General features: G+C 53.2%; 14 protein-coding genes. 8 read left to right on the plus strand and 6 right to left on the minus strand.

The window, feature by feature from the left end; genetic code table 11:
• Nucleotide 1 precedes the first annotated feature (1 nt).
• On the minus strand, nt 2-1,459 hold the full coding sequence (locus H6585_02470; protein MCB9447193.1) for a hypothetical protein: 1,458 nt from the start codon (nt 1,457-1,459) through the stop codon (nt 2-4).
• 127 nt (nt 1,460-1,586) lie between these two features.
• On the minus strand, nt 1,587-3,113 hold the full coding sequence (locus tag H6585_02475) for a hypothetical protein (protein ID MCB9447194.1): 1,527 nt from the start codon (nt 3,111-3,113) through the stop codon (nt 1,587-1,589).
• 141 nt (nt 3,114-3,254) lie between these two features.
• On the opposite strand from H6585_02475, the gene H6585_02480 reads away from it, so the two are divergent.
• The 3 genes from H6585_02480 to H6585_02490 all read left to right on the plus strand — a co-directional run bounded on the left by H6585_02480 (nt 3,255) and on the right by H6585_02490 (nt 7,087).
• Nucleotides 3,255-4,727 carry a proline--tRNA ligase gene (locus tag H6585_02480; protein ID MCB9447195.1) on the plus strand — a complete coding sequence of 491 codons (1,473 nt, stop codon included), beginning with the start codon at nt 3,255-3,257 and terminating at the stop codon, nt 4,725-4,727.
• A gap of 61 nt (nt 4,728-4,788) precedes the next feature.
• Nucleotides 4,789-5,487 carry a hypothetical protein gene (locus H6585_02485; GenBank protein ID MCB9447196.1) on the plus strand — a complete coding sequence of 233 codons (699 nt, stop codon included), beginning with the start codon at nt 4,789-4,791 and terminating at the stop codon, nt 5,485-5,487.
• A gap of 25 nt (nt 5,488-5,512) precedes the next feature.
• Nucleotides 5,513-7,087 carry an FAD-binding protein gene (locus tag H6585_02490; protein MCB9447197.1) on the plus strand — a complete coding sequence of 525 codons (1,575 nt, stop codon included), beginning with the start codon at nt 5,513-5,515 and terminating at the stop codon, nt 7,085-7,087.
• A gap of 369 nt (nt 7,088-7,456) precedes the next feature.
• Here the strand turns inward: H6585_02490 and H6585_02495 are convergent, their stop codons facing one another.
• Nucleotides 7,457-10,219 (minus strand): T9SS type A sorting domain-containing protein, encoded by a 2,763-nt coding sequence (locus tag H6585_02495; GenBank protein MCB9447198.1) that lies wholly within the window; start codon nt 10,217-10,219, stop codon nt 7,457-7,459.
• A 463-nt stretch (nt 10,220-10,682) separates the two neighbouring features.
• On the opposite strand from H6585_02495, the gene H6585_02500 reads away from it, so the two are divergent.
• Nucleotides 10,683-10,910, plus strand: a complete 228-nt coding sequence (locus tag H6585_02500) for a hypothetical protein (GenBank protein MCB9447199.1) — start codon at nt 10,683-10,685, stop codon at nt 10,908-10,910.
• Nucleotides 10,911-10,959: 49 nt separating this feature from the next.
• On the plus strand, nt 10,960-11,643 hold the full coding sequence (locus H6585_02505; GenBank protein ID MCB9447200.1) for a hypothetical protein: 684 nt from the start codon (nt 10,960-10,962) through the stop codon (nt 11,641-11,643).
• 72 nt (nt 11,644-11,715) lie between these two features.
• On the opposite strand, the gene H6585_02510 is transcribed toward H6585_02505, so the two are convergent.
• The 3 genes from H6585_02510 to H6585_02520 all read right to left on the minus strand — a co-directional run bounded on the left by H6585_02510 (nt 11,716) and on the right by H6585_02520 (nt 14,565).
• Complete coding sequence (locus H6585_02510) at nt 11,716-12,063, minus strand: HigA family addiction module antidote protein (protein ID MCB9447201.1); 348 nt, start codon at nt 12,061-12,063, stop codon at nt 11,716-11,718.
• Entirely contained in the window at nt 12,056-12,367 is a 312-nt protein-coding gene (locus tag H6585_02515; GenBank protein MCB9447202.1) for a type II toxin-antitoxin system RelE/ParE family toxin, read from the minus strand. Before H6585_02515 ends, H6585_02510 begins: the two co-directional genes overlap by 8 nt.
• Before the next feature lie 293 nt (nt 12,368-12,660).
• Complete coding sequence (locus H6585_02520; protein ID MCB9447203.1) at nt 12,661-14,565, minus strand: Nramp family divalent metal transporter; 1,905 nt, start codon at nt 14,563-14,565, stop codon at nt 12,661-12,663.
• A gap of 418 nt (nt 14,566-14,983) precedes the next feature.
• Here H6585_02520 and H6585_02525 point away from each other — a divergent pair, with 418 nt between their 5' ends.
• Genes H6585_02525 through H6585_02535 form a run of 3 tightly spaced genes read left to right on the plus strand, consistent with a single transcriptional unit; the run spans nt 14,984 to nt 17,637 of the window.
• The gene (locus H6585_02525; GenBank protein MCB9447204.1) at nt 14,984-15,952 is read left to right on the plus strand and encodes a hypothetical protein; all 969 of its coding nucleotides are present in this window, start codon (nt 14,984-14,986) and stop codon (nt 15,950-15,952) included.
• 4 nt (nt 15,953-15,956) lie between these two features.
• Complete coding sequence (locus H6585_02530) at nt 15,957-17,120, plus strand: hypothetical protein (protein MCB9447205.1); 1,164 nt, start codon at nt 15,957-15,959, stop codon at nt 17,118-17,120.
• Between the two features lie 13 nt (nt 17,121-17,133).
• Entirely contained in the window at nt 17,134-17,637 is a 504-nt protein-coding gene (locus tag H6585_02535; GenBank protein MCB9447206.1) for a hypothetical protein, read from the plus strand.
• The last annotated feature ends 3 nt before the right edge of the window (nt 17,638-17,640 follow it).

A 17,640-nucleotide genomic window follows, 5' to 3' on the forward strand; every position in this document is an offset into this window, starting at 1 on the left:
CTCAGTAGCGAAATCCTACCGTAACCGCGATGATGTGCGATCGCAGGTGTTGCGAAGCAGGGTCAACCAGGGTCGGATCATAGAAAAAGATATTCGGACTGCTCTGGGTGTACACATACGCTACATCCACATAATATCCATCACCCCGGTAGCCGGCGCCGAGGGTCATGCTTTCCCTGCTGCCGTCGTTGTTCACCTGATTCGAAAAGGGGTTGCCATAGTGCGCATACCCCGCGCGGAAGCGGAATGGGTTTAGGCGCCATTCCGTTCCGACCCGGAGGTTTGCGGCCTGGGTATGTTTGGAAGCGATGTGTCCATTTTCATCATCGAAAGGATAAGGGTCCGATGACAGCTTGGCACGCCCGTAATTCACCATTTCGTAGTCGGCACTTACCAGTCCCGCCTTTCCTATGATAAAGGCCATGCTGGCTGTGGTGCGGCTCGGGGTCTTCAGGTTGTAGTTGAACAATCCTCCCAACGATGTGTCCGGGGAGAATCCATTGTCATATACCGCTGATAAGCTATAGAAGTATTCGTCATTCATGCCGAACCAGGTGGGTGATTGGTAGGAGAGTCCGACCCGTATCGCATCATGAGGCCTGGCGATGACGCCCACCTTGGCATTGATGCCCTGCCCGTCGGTTTGTAGGTCCTGACCAATCTCAAACCGCGTGAAGGCCGGAATGGTATCCTTGTAGTCCGATTCGGAATAGCTGAAGATTTCCCTGTAACGGACGTGTGCAAAGCCAATGGATGCACCCACGTACAACCGGTTCTCATAGTTGGCGCCGAAGCTGAGCAGGGTTTCACTGTTTGAGCCTTTGGACTCTACCGTTCTTCGCTGCATCACGCCTGCGTAAGGAATCTGGCTGTAGTAATGATAAGGATCTCCGGGAAGCGTGTCGATGAGGTAGGTGTAATAGGCCAGGTAGGCGGATCCGGGATAATTGTCGGCCAGTTCTTCCGGTGTCATGCCTCCGTTGGCATTTGCATTTTCAAGGAAGGTATCCAGCAAAGAGTTCTTTGCATTTACACCAGCGGCGTCTACAGCCCTGTGGTAGTTGTCCACCCGGTGGTAGGCCAACCCGAAATGGGTGCTGATCCATCCATAGTTTTTGTTCTCATCCCGGTTGGTGAATACAATGCCAGCATTGGAGAAGTTGAAATTGCTTTTGCCATCAAAGGCAGGCGTTCCGTTGAATACGGAAGTGGACTGGTACTGGTGGAATGCCGGAGTGAAGGTGAATTCCGACTTCCTGAAAACGGCAATCCCTGCCGGGTTGATGTACATGGATGAGATGTCACCTCCCAGCGCTCCGAAAGCGCCACCCATTCCTAGCGTTCTGGCGGTACCGCCGAATGTGCTTTGGGAGTATCGAAGGGCGTCCACTTCATTTTGCGCCGTTGCCGGAAGTGTGGCGCAGGCCATCAACAGGGAGAAAAGTGTGCATTTATTCATGGTATGATTGAATGGGGATTGCCTCTAAAGGTATCCTTCAATGAAACTTGGTTTGCATCGGAACCGCCAGTGCACCGGCAAACGGTACCCTGTGTAAGGTCACATTTGCCGGTGGGCGTTTCCAGGTTCATCGTGGTGAGGTACGGGTTGGCCTTTCGCCTCCGTTTCTGGAGCCGCCTCCTGAAGGTCGCGGACTGGAAGGTGGAGATGGGGCCGGGGTCGAATAACTCGGTTGGTTGTTGTTTCCCGATTGCCTTTGTGGGCTCCGTTGCGGTGCAGGACTTTGCTGTCTTGACGGGCGATCCTGCCTGGGTGTGTTTATCCGCGAAGGCGTGCTTTGCGACTTCTGCGGAGCGGGTTTGTCCATCTGGTAATTCGGGGAACGTTCACGGTTGGGTGTTGTTTCGGGTTGCTCGCGAATTACTTTGGTTTTGTTGTTTTGTGGCACCTGATCCCGGGTGGGTTTGTCGTTGCCGGGAGAAGGAGTATCCGTTTGCGGTCGCACATCCGGTTGCCGTTCGATGACCGGCGGGTTGGATCGTGTGGGCGTATTGTCGTTGCCCGGATTAACATCCCTGGTCTTTTTGATGGGCGACTCAGGCTGATTGTCCCTCGGGTTCACCGGATTGGGTTTCACACCGGTTCCGCCATCCAGCCCCGTATCTCTGCCCGGTTTCTCGCCGATCGTATTCACGTTGGTAGGACGTGGTTGTGCCGGGTTGCCGTTCGGATCGGTGAATTGGGTTTTCTTTTCTCCGACTTTCACATCAGGCCTGCCATCGCGAAGGGTAGGTGTGGGTGTCCGGTCCGGTCCCTTGAAGGTCTCATACCTTTCGCCCAGTGTTTTTGGGATCTCGCGTCCGTTGCTTCCGGTGATGCCTCCCCTCGGTCCGTAGTGGTGCGAGGTGTAGTCGCGGCTGTTGTAGTAGTTCGGATTGTTGTTGCCATAATAACCGTGGCCGTTGTAATATCCGTCATAGTAGCCATTCCAGTAACCGTTCCAGTAGCCATTGCGGTAACCGTGGCGGTAAGAGCCCCAACTGTAATAGGGGGAATACCAGGGATCATAATATCCCGGACCATAGTACCAGGGGTCGCCGTAGCTGATGTATACCGTTGTATGGCTGTAAGGTCTCCACCACCTGTATCCGCAGTAGATACTCACACCCCAGCTTGAGGGGTACCGATCGTACCAATAAAGGTTGGTATAATACGGGTCATAATAGCTCCATCCGCTGTGATTGTAGAAACGACGTATGCGGGCAGTATACGCGTAGTCGTAATAATCGTCTTCGTCGTAATTGTTCCCGTAGTAATTGTTGGTTACGTACGTGTTCCCTTTGGCATCGGTTTGGGTTTCCGTTTCGGCTGCCTGGGCAGGTTCGGATTTGTATTCCGAATCGTAGTATGCGTCGTTTTGTTTTTCCGCCTGGTTTTCGGTGGGGGAAGGTTGATTCCCCTCCTGGTACGTCCTTTCCGGTGCGGGTTGTTGCACGGGAACATCGGTGGTGGCGTAATACACATCATCGTCATCGTTCTGAATCCTCGTGTAGCGGGTGGATGAACATCCACTGAAGAGGAGTGCACCGATGGAGGCGACGGTGATCCAAACAACAAGATGCGGCCCTGTGGTTTTTCTGATCAACGTTTGCATGGTTCTTTGCTGTTATGTTACTAAGACGGTAAATCCTTTGATCCGGTTTAATGAAGGCAGGTATTTATTCTTATTTTTGCCGGTCTTCATGGCATCATTGCCCCGTTGTTTTTAAAATTACAAATTCTATACCACAAATTCATGGCCAAGGATTTTGTTAGCAGAGAAGAAAATTATTCCCAATGGTATAACGACCTGGTGGTGCGTGCCGACCTGGCGGAGCATTCTGCGGTAAGAGGTTGCATGGTTATTAAACCCTATGGTTTTGCCATATGGGAGAAAATGCAGGCCGCACTGGACCAGATGTTCAAGGATACCGGTCACGTCAATGCCTATTTTCCCCTATTTATCCCTAAGTCTTTCCTTAGCAAGGAAGCCGCCCACGTGGAGGGTTTTGCCAAAGAGTGCGCCGTTGTTACCCATTATCGCCTGAAGAACGGGGCCGACGGCAAAAGCATTGTGGTGGATGATGAGGCAAAGCTGGAGGAAGAACTCATTGTAAGGCCAACTTCCGAAACCATCATCTGGAATTCATACAAGAACTGGATCCGCTCCTATCGTGACCTGCCGCTGCTCATCAATCAGTGGGCCAACGTAGTGCGCTGGGAAATGCGCACCCGTTTGTTCCTACGTACCGCTGAGTTCCTGTGGCAGGAAGGTCACACCGCCCATGCCACCTCCGAAGAAGCCATTGAAGAAGCCGAGCGCATGCTGGGTGTTTATGCCGACTTTGTGGAAAACCACATGGCCGTACCGGTGCTGCAGGGCATCAAAACCCCCGGTGAACGTTTTGCAGGTGCCGTTGAAACCTATTGCATCGAGGCATTGATGCAGGACGGTAAAGCGCTTCAGGCCGGAACCTCCCACTTCCTCGGCCAGAATTTCGCCAAGGCGTTCGATGTGAAGTTCGCGGACAAAACCGGGAAAGAAGAGTATGTATGGGCCACTTCATGGGGGGTATCCACCCGCCTGATGGGCGCCCTGATCATGGCACACAGCGATGACAACGGCTTGGTACTTCCCCCCAAGCTTGCACCCTTCCAGGTGGTGATCGTACCTATATATAAGAAAGATGAAGAACTGGCACTGATATCCGAGAAGGTACATGCCATCATGGTCGATCTGAAGAAAGCCGGCATCAGCGTAAAATACGACGACCGTGACACCCAGAAACCGGGCTGGAAGTTCAGCGAATACGAGTTCAAAGGCGTACCGGTGCGTCTGGCCATGGGCCCCCGCGATCTGGAAAATGGCACCATCGAAGTGGCGCGCCGTGATACCCTTGAGAAAGAAGTATTGCAGCAGGCCGATATCGTTCACAAGGTGCAACACCTGCTGGATGCTATCCAACAGAACCTGTACCAGAAAGCCCTTGATTTCCGGGAGGCGAACAGCCACCGCGCTGATACATGGGAAGAGTTTACCGAAAAGGTGGACAAGGGAGGTTTTGTATATGCCCATTGGGACGGATCCGAAGAGACCGCCGAACAAATCAAACAGGAAACGAAAGCGACCATCCGTTGCATTCCGCTTCAACCGGAAAAGGAGAACGGAACATGCATCAAATCGGGTAAACCTTCCCCGCACCGGGTGGTGTTTGCCAAAGCATATTAAAGGATGAAACCCGTTAGGTGCAGGAGCGTACAATTCATTTCCATCCCTTCAAAAAGGATCTATGTCATCTAAACAACAATCACCCCGCGACCTGATCCTGGAAACCCTCCAGGCGAAGTCGTCCCTCAAACTCAAGGTCTACAAAAACACCCTTGAGTTGTTCGATCAGCTGAAAGGTGTGCTGGAAGAGGTGGCGAAGGACCTCTCTTCCCAGATGCAGGGAATTGATGAGGAGGTGAAGGTGGAATTCCGCGACAAAGGTCCGTACGAAGCCGACCTGCGCTTCGGAGGGGATGTGCTCATCTTTAACATGCATTCCAACGTATTTGCCTTTGATGCCGACCACTCGATCTGGAAAACCTCCTATGTGAAGGAAGATGAATCCCGCATGTACTGCGGCATGATCAACATCTACAACTTTCTGAAAGATTCTTTCAAATACCAGCGAATGGGTGACATGGGCTACCTCATCGGCCGACTGTTCGTTAACAGGGAAAGCCATTACTTCGTGGAAGGCAAACGCCAGCTGGCATTCCTGTACAACGATTTTGTCAATGCCGTGCTCGACAAAGAACACATGCGCAACATCATCCAGTCGGCCATCCTGTATGCGCTCGACTTCGACCTGCTTACTCCGCCGTACGATGATGTGAAGGTGTTAACCTTGCAGGAGATGCAGGAGGCGATCAACAACCTCAACATGCGCACCGGCAAACGATTGGGATTTAAATTCCAGGCCGATGGGGATGACTTCGTATAAACCCATCCGCCCCTGACCTCATCACATGCAGAAAGAGGTCAACATCGTGCTTCCGCCCGAACAGGCGGCCAACGAAATGGCAGTGAGAACCCGGGCCGCCCGTACTGCGGGTGTTCCGTTTGAGGATGTCACCGCTTCCGTAATCATTCGCCGCTCCATTGATGCCCGCCGCTACCCCGTTGTTTTCAACCTGAAAGTACTGCTGTTCATAGGCGAACCCAACAACCCTTTGCTGGTGTCTGCACCAGTGTACAAGGATGTGCACAATGCCCCACCCGTTCTGATCGTAGGGGCCGGGCCGGCCGGACTCTTTGCTGCGTTGTCACTGCTGGAAGCCGGACTCAAACCCGTGGTGCTTGAACGCGGCAAAGATGTGAGGGGGCGCCGAAGGGATATTGCGGCATTGATGAAGGAACACCTGGTGAACCCCGATTCCAATTATTGTTTCGGAGAAGGTGGAGCGGGGGCGTATTCCGATGGCAAGCTGTATACCCGTTCCACCAAGCGGGGCAATGTGCGGAAGGTGCTTGAAGTGCTCGTGCAGCACGGCGCCACACCGGATATCCTGGTGGATGCACATCCTCATATAGGCACCAACAAGCTGCCCGGCGTGATCAGGGCCATCCGCGAAACGATCCTGGCGCATGGCGGTGAGGTGCATTTCAACATGCGGGTAACGGATTTCATCCTCAAGGGAAAAAAGATGGGCGGACTGGTTACCGCCGACGGTACCCGCTGGGAGGCACAGCACGTGATCCTGGCAACCGGCCACTCGGCACGGGACATCTTCCGGTTGCTGCATACATCCGGCATTGTGATCGAAGCCAAACCCTTTGCGTTGGGTGTGCGTGTGGAGCACCCGCAGGAGTTGATCGACAACATTCAATACCATTGTGATTTACGGGGGCCGTATTTGCCACCCGCATCGTACAGCCTGGTGAGGCAGGCCGGCGGCCGGGGCGTGTATTCGTTTTGCATGTGCCCGGGTGGCATCATCGCACCGTGTGCAACGGAGCAGGAAGAGGTGGTCACCAATGGATGGTCGCCTTCCAAACGAGATCATGCCACCGCGAATTCCGGCATTGTTGTGGAACTACAGATGCCCGACTTCCGGGAATTTGAAAAGGAAGGCCCGCTTGCAGCCATGAATTTCCAGGCATCCGTGGAGCATACCGCATGGGTGGTCGGTGGTCGAAGGCAAACGGTTCCGGCGCAGCGGCTGACGGATTTTTTGAAGGGAAAGACTTCCTCGGATTTACCGAAGACGTCCTATCAACCGGGCATTGTGCCTGTTGAGTTGGGCGACGTGTTGCCGCCGGTGGTGCATCGTTCGCTGCAGGCAGGATTCGCCCAGTTCGGGAACATGATGAAGGGTTTTGTAACGGCCGATGCGATCGTGCACGCGCCTGAATCACGTACCTCATCGCCGGTGCGCATACCGCGCGATCCGGAAACATTGCAGCACGTATCCATGGAAGGACTGTACCCCTGCGGCGAGGGAGCGGGCTATGCGGGAGGCATCGTGTCGGCGGCGATGGACGGGATGAGGTGTGCGGAACGGATCGGGTTTGAAGTTTGTGGTTCGCCAGCCCGTCAGTAGCGAAGCGAAGGCGGGGTGATGACAGGAACAATGCCGGAGGCATTGAACGTTTATAGATAAATGTGCATGACATGTGAGGTGCGACCCCATAGGGGTCGTACATTTCCGCGACGAAGACGGAACCATTGCAACCCAGCCGCGATTGAAGCGGTTACCCGCCGGGTTCATCGGCGGGCGACTCAGGCAGGCGAGGACTGCAACTACACACAACATCGCTTTTTGTTGACATAGCCAGGCGCGTAAAAGCGGAAAGCGCGACGGCAGTTGGAAAGAACGATCAACGCATCGCTTCAAAAAAAATCTTTCATCAGCAGTAAATAAAAAAAGCCACAGGAAATTCCCGTGGCTTTTTTTATGAATGAATGGTTGTTATTCCTTGAATACCTTGAAGGAGGATTTGTTGCCCTGGTCATCCATCACCTGGATGATGTACAGTCCGGGTTTTCCATCCAGGGTGAATTCGATGTCGGATGTTTTTGCATGGGTTTCTGATGCAACAACCTGGCCGAGCACATTGCGGATCGTCAGGGTCAGCCGGCCATACTTTTGTCCCAGCGTCAGTGTCACATTCCCTGTGGTGGGGTTCGGGAACAGTCGGAAATCCGAGCCAAACCATCCGGGTGTTCCTACGGTGTAGATGTTGTAACAACCCGAGGTGTCGGTGCAGCCGTTTGAGGTAACGATGACGGCATATGAGCCATTGACCGACGGGGTGAACGAGGCCGATGTGGCGCCGCCGACCGGTGTGTTGCCGTTGTTGCAATCGATCCACTGCCATGCGGTGGCGGTGGTGTCGTTGCTGGTGAGTGTGGGGTCGTTCGCCGTAACGGATGTATCCACCGTGTTGATGGTCAGGTTCAGGGTGATGATGCTGTCGCAGTTGGCTGCGTTCGGAATGGTATCTATATAGGTGCCGCTGGTGGTGAGCACTTGTCCGAGCCACATATAGCGATAGCAGGCCGTGTCCGTGACCGTGGCGGAAGTGGTGTTGTTGATGACCAGGTTGAGCGTCATCACACTGTCGCACCCTGCCACGTTGGTGATGGTATCCATGTAGGTGCCGCTGGTTGTATACGTGACTCCCTGCCATGCAAAGCTGTCGCACGCAGTTTCGTTGAACACCGCAGCCGTGCTTTTAAGAATTGTGAGTGTGATGGTGAGGATGCTGTCGCAGCCTGCCATGTTGGGAATGGTGTCCATGTATACCCCACTGGAAGTATACATTTCATCGCCGCTGGGAACCACGTAGCTGTCGCACGCGGTATCCGGGAAAGCGTATGTGGTGCTGTTGAGGATGGTGAGTGTGATGGTAAGGATGCTGTCGCAGCCTGCCATGTTCGGGATGGTATCCATGTATACCCCACTGGAAGTATACATTTCATCGCCGCTGGGAACCACGTAGCTGTCGCACGCGGTATCAGAGAAAGCGTACGTGGTGCTGTTAAGGATGGTGAGTGTGATGGTGAGGACGCTGTCGCAGCCTGCCATGTTCGGGATGGTATCCATGTATACGCCGCTGGAAGTGTACATTTCGTCACCACTGGGGACGGTGTAGCTGTCGCACGCGGTATCGGAGAAAGCGTATGTGGTGGTGTTGAGGATGGTGAGTGTGATGGTGAGGATGCTGTCGCAGCCTGCCATGTTGGGAATGGTATCCATATACACACCACTGGAAGTATAGGTCTCATTCCCGCTGGGAACGGTAAAGCTGTCGCAAGCGCTTTCCGCATAAGCCAGTGACGTGGCCATGCACGGTTTGAAGATGTATGCGGATCCGGCGGCGCTGGCGTAATTGGCGCCGTTTTCATCTTCGTCTTCATAATAGGCGCCGGAGATGATGTAGTCACCGGAGATGCCCACCCATGAGCCGAAGTTATCTGAGCTGTTGCGATCGGAAGCTACGATCTTGGAGACTTCATTCCATGTGCCGCCTGCGTCGCGTTCGAACACATATGCGGATCCGGCATTGTTGAGGGTGTTGGCACCGTTTGCATCTTCATCTTCCTGGTAGGCGCTGCTCACGATGTAGTTGCTGTCGATGGCCACGGCAATTCCGAAGAAGTCGGTGGGTCCGCGGTCGGAAGCTACTATTTTCTGCACTTCATTCCAGTTGCCCCCGCCATCGCGTTCCACGATGTAGGCCGAGCCGGCTGCCACCAGGGAATCCGCACCGTTCGCATCAAACGCCTGGGCGTAGGCGCCGATCACGGCATAGTTTCCTGAGATGGACACAACATATCCATAAGAGTCGCTTGCATGTCGATCGGACGCCACGAGTTTTTTTACCTCATTCCATGTGTTGCTTGTGTCGCGTTCGAAGATATAGGCAGAACCGGCGCTCAGGAGGGTGTTGCTGCCGGACGCATCTTCATCTTCCTGGTAGGCGCCTACGATGATGTGGTCGTCGGAGATGCCTACCGACCATCCAAAGAAATCGTTGACGGCGCGGTCGGATGCCACGATTTTCTGCACCTCGTTCCACACGCCGCTTCCGTCGCGTTCGAACACATAAGCGGAGCCGGCGAAGCTCAGGGTGTTTGCGCCGTTTTCATCTTCGTCTTCTGCATGGGTGGCTACGACGGCGTAGTTGCCTGAGATGGCCACTGCATGTCCGAAGAGATCGCTGGATGCGCGGTCAGATGAAACGAGTTTCTGGGCTTGCTGCCATACGCCGTTGCTGTCGCGCTCAAAGATATAGGCGGCGCCGGCGTTGCTGATGAAGTTGGCGTTGGCCGTGTCGTAGTCGTTCTGATAGGCGCCTACGATGGCATAATCTCCTGAGATGGCCACGGTATAGCCGAAGTAATCGGTTGCTCTTCTGTCGTCGGGAACGAGTTTTTGCGCTTGTCCCCAGTTGCCGTTGCTGCTGTCGCGTTCGTAGATGTAGGCGGATCCGGCGTCACCCAGGTAATTGGCGCCGGTGGTGTCATGGTCTTCCTGGTAGGCGCCTACGATGGCGTGGTTGCCGGAAATGGCCACTGAGACACCGAAGTAATCGGAAGCGGCGCGGTCGGATGCAACGATCTTATTAAGTTCTTTCCAGTTTTGTGCGGGGCTGATGCCTGGGGTGATGATGAGTCCGGTGAGGATCCATGTGCAAATCCTGTAAACAGGGCGTAACGGTGTGCTCATATAGCGGGATTAAGGGTTAATAATTCCAACACCATTGCGGGGAGACCGATTCACAAGCCGGGACGCACATATCAGTAACAGGCTCTTGACAGGCAACGGGTGTTGCCTTTTTCCGCTCGACGGGGGTTATACGGAAAGAGGGTGGAAGGGTTGCGGGGGGAGTTAGAAGTTAGAAGTTAGATGTTAGATGGGTGGTGGATCTGCGGTGTGAGAATTATAATGAAGGGCACGGATTGCAAATCCGCGCCAGCGTATGCGACAATGGGTTGGATGCAACTGACTTGGTATTCATGAGTATATTGGGGGCACGAATCCCCGCCCCGGGTCAAGTTACGACAATGTGTAAATGGAAAGGGGCGAATGAGGCGTTGGATCTTACGGGTGTAAGATTATGAAGGCGTTTAGTTGATTGTGAGGGAGTAATTTATTTGTATTCCGTGATGGGGTCTGATGTATATACGTGATGAAACACAAAGTGAAAAGAATCCTGTTGATGGTCATAGGGGGTGTTTGTTCCTTTGTGGCTGTCTACTATCTGTTCATGACCATCGAAGGAACGGTGGCTTTTGTTTGTAAGGATTTTGACTACCGGGAAAGGGGAATGCTCGGATTTCTTTTGGTTGTAGGCTACCTGATTGTTCTGATTTTTGGCGGTACGGCTTATCTGTGTTGGAAAAGCATACGCAAATAACCTCGATTGGAGTTGAACGGAGTTGGTGTTTGAAATGAATATTGACAAGATGTGTAGAATTGTAAGTTTCCTGCTCCTCCTCATAGCAGGCTGCCTTCCGCAAAATGTGCATGCCGGGGTATCTGACACGGATTTCACTGCTGTGCCGTTGCATTGTGTATGTGCATCTTCTCACCAGGAAAAGAAAGTGGGAATGAAGATAGTGGGAAGCAAAGTGGCAGACGGTTACCTGCAACATGTGCGCCTGGTTACAAACGTGTATGAATTGGATAAATGGTACCTGAGGGACAGTCGCCCGGTACAGATAAAAATAAAGATACCGGATCAAAACACGATGAAGCAGATCAATAGTACATCCACCCTTTCAAACAGCTATTACCTGAATATTCGCAGCAACAGGGGGATCGGCAAATGGTTCCGCAGCATTGACAGGTATGAAATATCTTCAACCCGGCGGGGCAGGGTAAGCATGCCACTTCAGTTGGATACTGCGAATCCGGGTATCGTCCGATTGTTACAGGATACCAGTTTCTACCGGGAGTACAGACAAAAAGTATCAGGTTCCCGCCACCTGAGATCCAGGTACTATGCAACGCCTGGCGATTATATCATGGAAATATATATCGATCGCAAATCGGGTTTGTTGCACTTCGTGCTCGACAATCAAACATGTGATCTGCATTCCAAGGATTATAATGTTGTATGGGAAAGGGGAAGCATTCATAGTTTGTAAAGCTGCGAGTGTGTCGGATGACGAAACGAGTGTTCAATAGAAACGCAGGCCGTTGCCTTTGGAAGTCTAATTTTACGCCGTAAGTCGTTTGAGCTTTTGTTTCCTGTCAGTAGAAATATTTGCCTTGTCAATGGCATTCTGCATCTTCTTTCGAACCTTATCAATATCGTGCCTGATCTGCAGGTTCATCCAGAACTCGGCATCAATGCCCAGGACGTTTTCAAGTCCTACCGCCAAAACCGGTGTGATGTTTCGGTGACCGTTAACCAGCAGGCTGATTTCTGACTTACTCATCTGCATCTCATCTGCCAATGCTTGCTGTGTCATTTTTCTCGCTGCCAATTCATCGGCAAGGATTTCACCGGGATGAATCAGATCGCCCGGTATCATTTCGTCAGCCGTCTTCTTTGCCTTACTCATAGTGTTTGGATATTTCATTCACCACCAGAATCTCAATTTCGTCTTTTTTTGTTTGTCTGAAAATCAGACGGTACTGGGTATTCAGCCGGATGGAGCATTGACCCTTTCGATCGCCCTTGAGAAATTCAAAGTTCAAACTCCTGAAATTTCTTAGATGCGTTATGTCGGTAATTGCCATCAGGATGTTTATCTTCTTCTTGTATTGCCTGATGATATGCTTGCCGAATTCAAGCTTACCCGTGATTTGGTTCAATGGGGTTGTATATAAATAAACCAGTTGATCCGTGCTGAATTCAACCCTCATAAGTAATACGTTCAAAGATAAGAAAAGTTTACACATTTGTAAACTTCATGAAAGGAGTGTCTGCTACTGAAAATATCTCGCTGGAAAGAATGATGTGTTCACGGTGCAAGTTATTGTAGTATGCCTAGTGAAAGGGGCAAAAGCCATGTCGTGTCTTACAGGTGTAAGAAGATGCGTGTGTTTGGTTGAATAGTGGGATCAGTGGTTAGGAAGTGCATTCAGGGGCGCGGATTGCAAATCCCCGCCAGCGTACGTCCGGCCTCAACCTGCGACTCCTCACTCGCCACCCGCGACTACTTCACAATCAACACCGCAACCCCCACCCTGTGCCGCACCGATTCTACCGTGGTGCCGAAGATGAGGTCCTTGAACCAGCTATGACCGTGGGCGCCCATCACCAGCAGGTTTACCTTCTGCTCATTCACGATCTCGGGAAGTTTACGCCGCGGATTTCCGAAACCCAGTTTGGTTTCCACGCGGTAGCCTTTTGCCGTTAAGGCGGAAGCATATTGGGTGAGGTTCTCTTTGTCGGCCCCCGTCTCAAAGTCGTTGATTTCTTTCCCGTACACCATGGCGCCTGCCGTTTCCACAATATGGATCAGCACATAGGTGGCCATGTTACCACCCTGTGCAATGGCATGTGCGATGGCTTTGCTGTCTGCATCGGAGAAGTCGATCGCGATGGCCACACGATGAAAGCCAGGCAGCTCTTCCTGGGAGAGTTTCTGTAGCCCTACGTGGGGAGGACGGATTGCGTGCTTGCGTTTGTTCAGCAGCGGCATGAGGGTGATGTACAGCAACACGCAAGCACACAGTGCCGCCACCGGCACGGCGGTGGTCCAGATGAGCGTGCTGTGCTGCGGGTAGGTGGTGAGCCATCCCGTGATCTCGTCGACCACGAGTTTTACGTTAAGCCCGATGATGACCAGCGCACATAACCACGAAAAGATTTTTGTCACACGCCCGATCGCGAACTCACCCATTTTCTTTTTGTCGCTCACGAAATGGATCAGTGGGATCACCGCGAAACCGAGCTGCAGGCTCAATAAAACCTGACTGAAGATGAGCATCTTTCCGGTTTCTTTTTCACCCATCAGCCAGATGACCAGTAGCGCGGGGATGATGGCCAGTGCCCGCGTGATCAGCCGCCTCAGCCAGGGCTGAATGCGCAGGTTTAGGTAACCTTCCATCACGATTTGTCCACTCAGGGTACCGGTGATGGTGGAGCTTTGTCCGGCTGCGATCAATGCCACGGCGAACAGGATCGGTGCCAGCTTTGTTCCAAGGATCGGTGCCAGGAACTGGTGGGCGTCCTGGATTTCGGATACGTCGTACATGCCGTTGCGGAAGAAGGTGGCCGCCGCCAGTACGAGGATGGCTGCATTTACAAAGAAGGCTAGGTTCAGCGCAATGGTGGAATCAAGAATGTTGAAGCGGAGCGCGCTCCGGATGCCCTCCCTGCTCTTGTCGATCTTGCGGCTTTGCACCAGCGCCGAATGCAGGTAGAGGTTATGCGGCATCACCGTGGCACCGATGATGCCGATGGCGATGTACAGGGCTTCGTTGTTCAGTGCGGAAGGGATCAATCCGCCCGCAATACCGCCCAGGTCCGGTTGTGCGAAGAACATCTCCATTAGGAAAGACAGTCCCACGATGGTCACCAGCGACAGGATGAAGGCTTCCATCTTGCGCATGCCCAGGTTCTGAAGTTGTAAGAGTATGAAGGTGTCCAGTACCGTCAGCGACACGCCTGCCAACAAGGGCAGATGAAACAGCAGTTGCAGTCCGATCGCCATGCCGAGCACTTCCGCCAGGTCGGTGGCGGCAATGGCGATCTCAGCCAGTATGTACAGGAAGCTGTTGATCCAGCCCGGGTAGGCCTCACGCGATGCCTGGGCCAGGTCGCGGTTGCGAACGATGCCGAGCCGTGCACTCAGGCTTTGCAGCAGCAACGCCATCAGGTTCGACATCAGCAGCACCCAAATAAGCTTGTACCCGAACTGGCTGCCGCCGGCAATGTCGGTGGCCCAGTTGCCCGGATCCATATACCCGACACTCACCAGGTAGGCGGGACCCAGGAAAGCAAGCAACCGTTTTCCGAGGGATTTTTTCCCCGTGGTTTCTACGGTGGCATAAACTTCGGATAGTGAGTGGCCGCTGGCGTGCTTTCGCGCGTCGGATGAGCTTGGTTGCTTCATAGTTACGTACACAAAAATAGTGTAATTCGGGGATTTGTTTTTCAGGTAGCCAGGATGTGGTCATAAAATGATCACAAAATTTTTTTTTAGCCGGGCCGAATTTGTTTGCGGCCTCCAAAGCATTGCGCTGCTTGAGTTCTGCTGATTGAAATACGTGTGAATACCCAAAACACCGTCCCAACAAAGATTTTGACATGTTGGAAAAAAATGATTTCCTTTCGGGACGTAACCATGATGATGTGCCGGTCTTTCGTCCGACCTGATGCTGTGGTTGCATGATTGCGAAGACCTTTGTAAGTCACAGCGAACATCAGGTTCCTGTCTTCCTTCCTTCCTCCGTTGGGTCCGGTGGCAATCCGATAGATTCTGAAATGTAATGTCGTGCGCACTTCAACCTGCGCGGGAATGGATTGTTTGTATGAAGATCGTTTCGTGGAACCTGAAGAACATTGGTCAGACCAAGCTCGGTAATAACTTTACCGCCACCATTGCCAACAAAGGACTCGGCAACAACGTAGGCGACTACATCAACCGTGTGGTGATGGGCAATGTGGCGTGGACCAACATCCTCACCGCCAACCCCGCTGATATTTTCATCGTCATCGAACTGAAAACGGGCGGCCACCAGAAGGGCAAGCCTGTGAGTGGTACGTGCATCCCCACCATTACCACCATCACCGCCAACATGAACAATTATGTGAACGGCACGGCGCTCGCAGCCAACTATACCTATAATTATGTAACACCCCAGGTGGTGGGCTACCACGAAGCTGTCGGTATCATCTTCAATACCCAGCGCCTGACATTCGCGGGCAACGGCGTGCTGCGCGACAACAACAACCTGTACATCAACCCGCGCACACCCTACGGCGCCACATTCACCATAAATGGTACCGCCAACCAAATCAATGTGGTGGGCATCCATGCACCTCCTCCCAGCGGCGGTGCCAACATCCGCTTTAAGCCGCCCATTGATTTTGCCAGGAAGGTGGCCACCGTTCCGCAGCTCGCCACACCCAACAGCATGGTGTCGGGCGATTACAACTGCGATCCGACTTCTACCTATACCAACGGATTCGGCAACCAGGTGGGATGGAATTTCGCCGGATACGGCACCCTGCTTGCACCCAACACCCTGTCGAGCGTGCGCAACAAAGTGGCCAACGGCAACCCGCCGCCCGCCAACTACCTGAGCGATGCGTACGACAACCTGCTGTTCAATTTTGCTGCGCCCATGGGCACCACGCAACTCGTTGCCGACGTGATCGCCAATGCCCGCGACATGACCCAAAACCCACCGACCGCCCTTTACCCCGGCAACCTGGTGGCCCTCGTGAACAACTACAACAAAGTGAGCGACCACCTTCCCGTGGTCATCGAATTCTGATGATATGGCTGCCTGGAAATTCACCGACGATTATCTGAAAACCTACCCCGCACTGGCGTCGTCCATCCTCGATGCGCTCGTGTTTTCCGACCATGCCTTGAACGGCAATGCCTTCACCGGTACACTCGACGTGAACGCATCAGGTGCGGCTCTCGGTACCCTGGGCCTGATTGTGAACATGACCGAGATCCATGTGGCGGGTACGGTAACCAATGCCGATAATACCCTCACCGTTTCGTTCCAGTCGACCGACGCGGATGCCTTCCGCACAGGTGTGGCCAATGCCATACCGATCATCGGAGGTGAGATCACCAAGGCCGCATCCATGGGCATCGACAACATCACCAAAACAACCGATACCGCGGATGACGGTCCGACCAAAGATCAGTTCGACCTGAACGTGGAACTGGCCGTGGGTTCTTCCACCGTAACCATTGTTTCCCAGGTGCCGATGAACGGCGGACTCTTCAGCCTGGAAGGCACCTTTGAGAATGTGGGCATCGGCCTTGACGATCTGAATTTCCTGATGGGTAGCCTCGCATCCGGTAACGCCTGGTTTCCGACCGAACAACTGGGTCCGTATATGAAAGGACAAACATCCTTCGGTCTCCTCAGCATGGGCATCACCGCCTTCGTGCGACTCGAACCTTCTTTTTCACTTGCCATCAGTAGCATCTCGGTGTCGGTGGGTATTTCCAAGCTACCGCTCATGGGGCAGTCGCTGTACCTGGATCCGCTGGCCGTTTGGGTAACGGTGGTGGATCCGATGGGAAAGGCAGCTGCTTCGTGGGGCTTACAGGGTTCCGTGAAACTGCTCAACTATGCGAACCAGGGGGTGAGCGGACTCACCAACCCGGATTTCGTTTTCGACTTTGCCATGACGTTTCCCAATCCGCCCACATACCCGAACTTCCTGCTGAACGGCACCCTGGAGAACCCCGCTTCCAAGTCGGTGAATGTGATGCTGCAGGACCTGCTGGGTTCATCAACCGATGTCGGGCTCTCCACCGACCTCACCGTGAATTCCTTTGAGTTTGATACCTCGGCGGATGTGACCACAGGCACCATCAGCGAGTTCAGTACATCCATCGCCATGTCGGGCGGGTTCGGATTGCTGAAAGATTTCGACCTCGAAGAAGTGGCCATTTCCGTTTCCTATTCATCCTGATGCAGCACGATCCATGAGCACAACACAGTTTTCATTTCAGGCGAAGGTGAGGGTGGGAGAGCAGATCGTTCCGATCAAATCGGAGCTTGTGCTGGGCGATAGCCAATCGCAGGACGGCGTGGAAAACGGCTTCCTGTTTATGCTCGACCTGCAGCCCGGCGATGATCCCGTGACCGTGAACCTGGGTGACATCATCCGCTTCGTGGAAGAGAAATTAGGTGTAGGGGAGGGCGCACTTTCCAAGAACGGCGGCCTCGCAACACTAACCGATGAGTTCGGGAATGAAGTGGCAAGCCCTACTACCTTCAACAGTTCCAACGATACATTGGTGAACATCCGCGAGTTCACGGTGAACTCCACCACCAGCAAGTTCCTCTTCTCAATCAACATCGATATCGAAGGCAGCGATCCCAGCAAGGGCCTGATCGCCTTGCCCGGTGAACTGGCGAATTGGGTGAAGATCAAATCGGTCTCCATCGCCTTCAAAACACAAACAGACAAAACCACCAATACGTGATCC

It is taken from the genome of Flavobacteriales bacterium, assembly GCA_020635855.1.
Lineage (GTDB): Bacteria > Bacteroidota > Bacteroidia > JACJYZ01 > JACJYZ01 > JACJYZ01.

What these genes read in the sequence shown, in the direction of transcription:
- H6585_02525 (MCB9447204.1), top strand. Translation starts at nt 14,984, where the DNA reads ATGAAGATCGTTTCGTGGAACCTGAAGAACATTGGTCAGACCAAGCTC.
- H6585_02520 (MCB9447203.1), bottom strand. Translation starts at nt 14,565, where the DNA reads ATGAAGCAACCAAGCTCATCCGACGCGCGAAAGCACGCCAGCGGCCAC.
- H6585_02470 (MCB9447193.1), bottom strand. Translation starts at nt 1,459, where the DNA reads ATGAATAAATGCACACTTTTCTCCCTGTTGATGGCCTGCGCCACACTT.
- H6585_02515 (MCB9447202.1), bottom strand. Translation starts at nt 12,367, where the DNA reads ATGAGGGTTGAATTCAGCACGGATCAACTGGTTTATTTATATACAACC.
- H6585_02490 (MCB9447197.1), top strand. Translation starts at nt 5,513, where the DNA reads ATGCAGAAAGAGGTCAACATCGTGCTTCCGCCCGAACAGGCGGCCAAC.
- H6585_02485 (MCB9447196.1), top strand. Translation starts at nt 4,789, where the DNA reads ATGTCATCTAAACAACAATCACCCCGCGACCTGATCCTGGAAACCCTC.
- H6585_02535 (MCB9447206.1), top strand. Translation starts at nt 17,134, where the DNA reads ATGAGCACAACACAGTTTTCATTTCAGGCGAAGGTGAGGGTGGGAGAG.
- H6585_02475 (MCB9447194.1), bottom strand. Translation starts at nt 3,113, where the DNA reads ATGCAAACGTTGATCAGAAAAACCACAGGGCCGCATCTTGTTGTTTGG.
- H6585_02530 (MCB9447205.1), top strand. Translation starts at nt 15,957, where the DNA reads ATGGCTGCCTGGAAATTCACCGACGATTATCTGAAAACCTACCCCGCA.
- H6585_02495 (MCB9447198.1), bottom strand. Translation starts at nt 10,219, where the DNA reads ATGAGCACACCGTTACGCCCTGTTTACAGGATTTGCACATGGATCCTC.
- H6585_02510 (MCB9447201.1), bottom strand. Translation starts at nt 12,063, where the DNA reads ATGAGTAAGGCAAAGAAGACGGCTGACGAAATGATACCGGGCGATCTG.
- H6585_02505 (MCB9447200.1), top strand. Translation starts at nt 10,960, where the DNA reads ATGTGTAGAATTGTAAGTTTCCTGCTCCTCCTCATAGCAGGCTGCCTT.
- H6585_02480 (MCB9447195.1), top strand. Translation starts at nt 3,255, where the DNA reads ATGGCCAAGGATTTTGTTAGCAGAGAAGAAAATTATTCCCAATGGTAT.
- H6585_02500 (MCB9447199.1), top strand. Translation starts at nt 10,683, where the DNA reads ATGAAACACAAAGTGAAAAGAATCCTGTTGATGGTCATAGGGGGTGTT.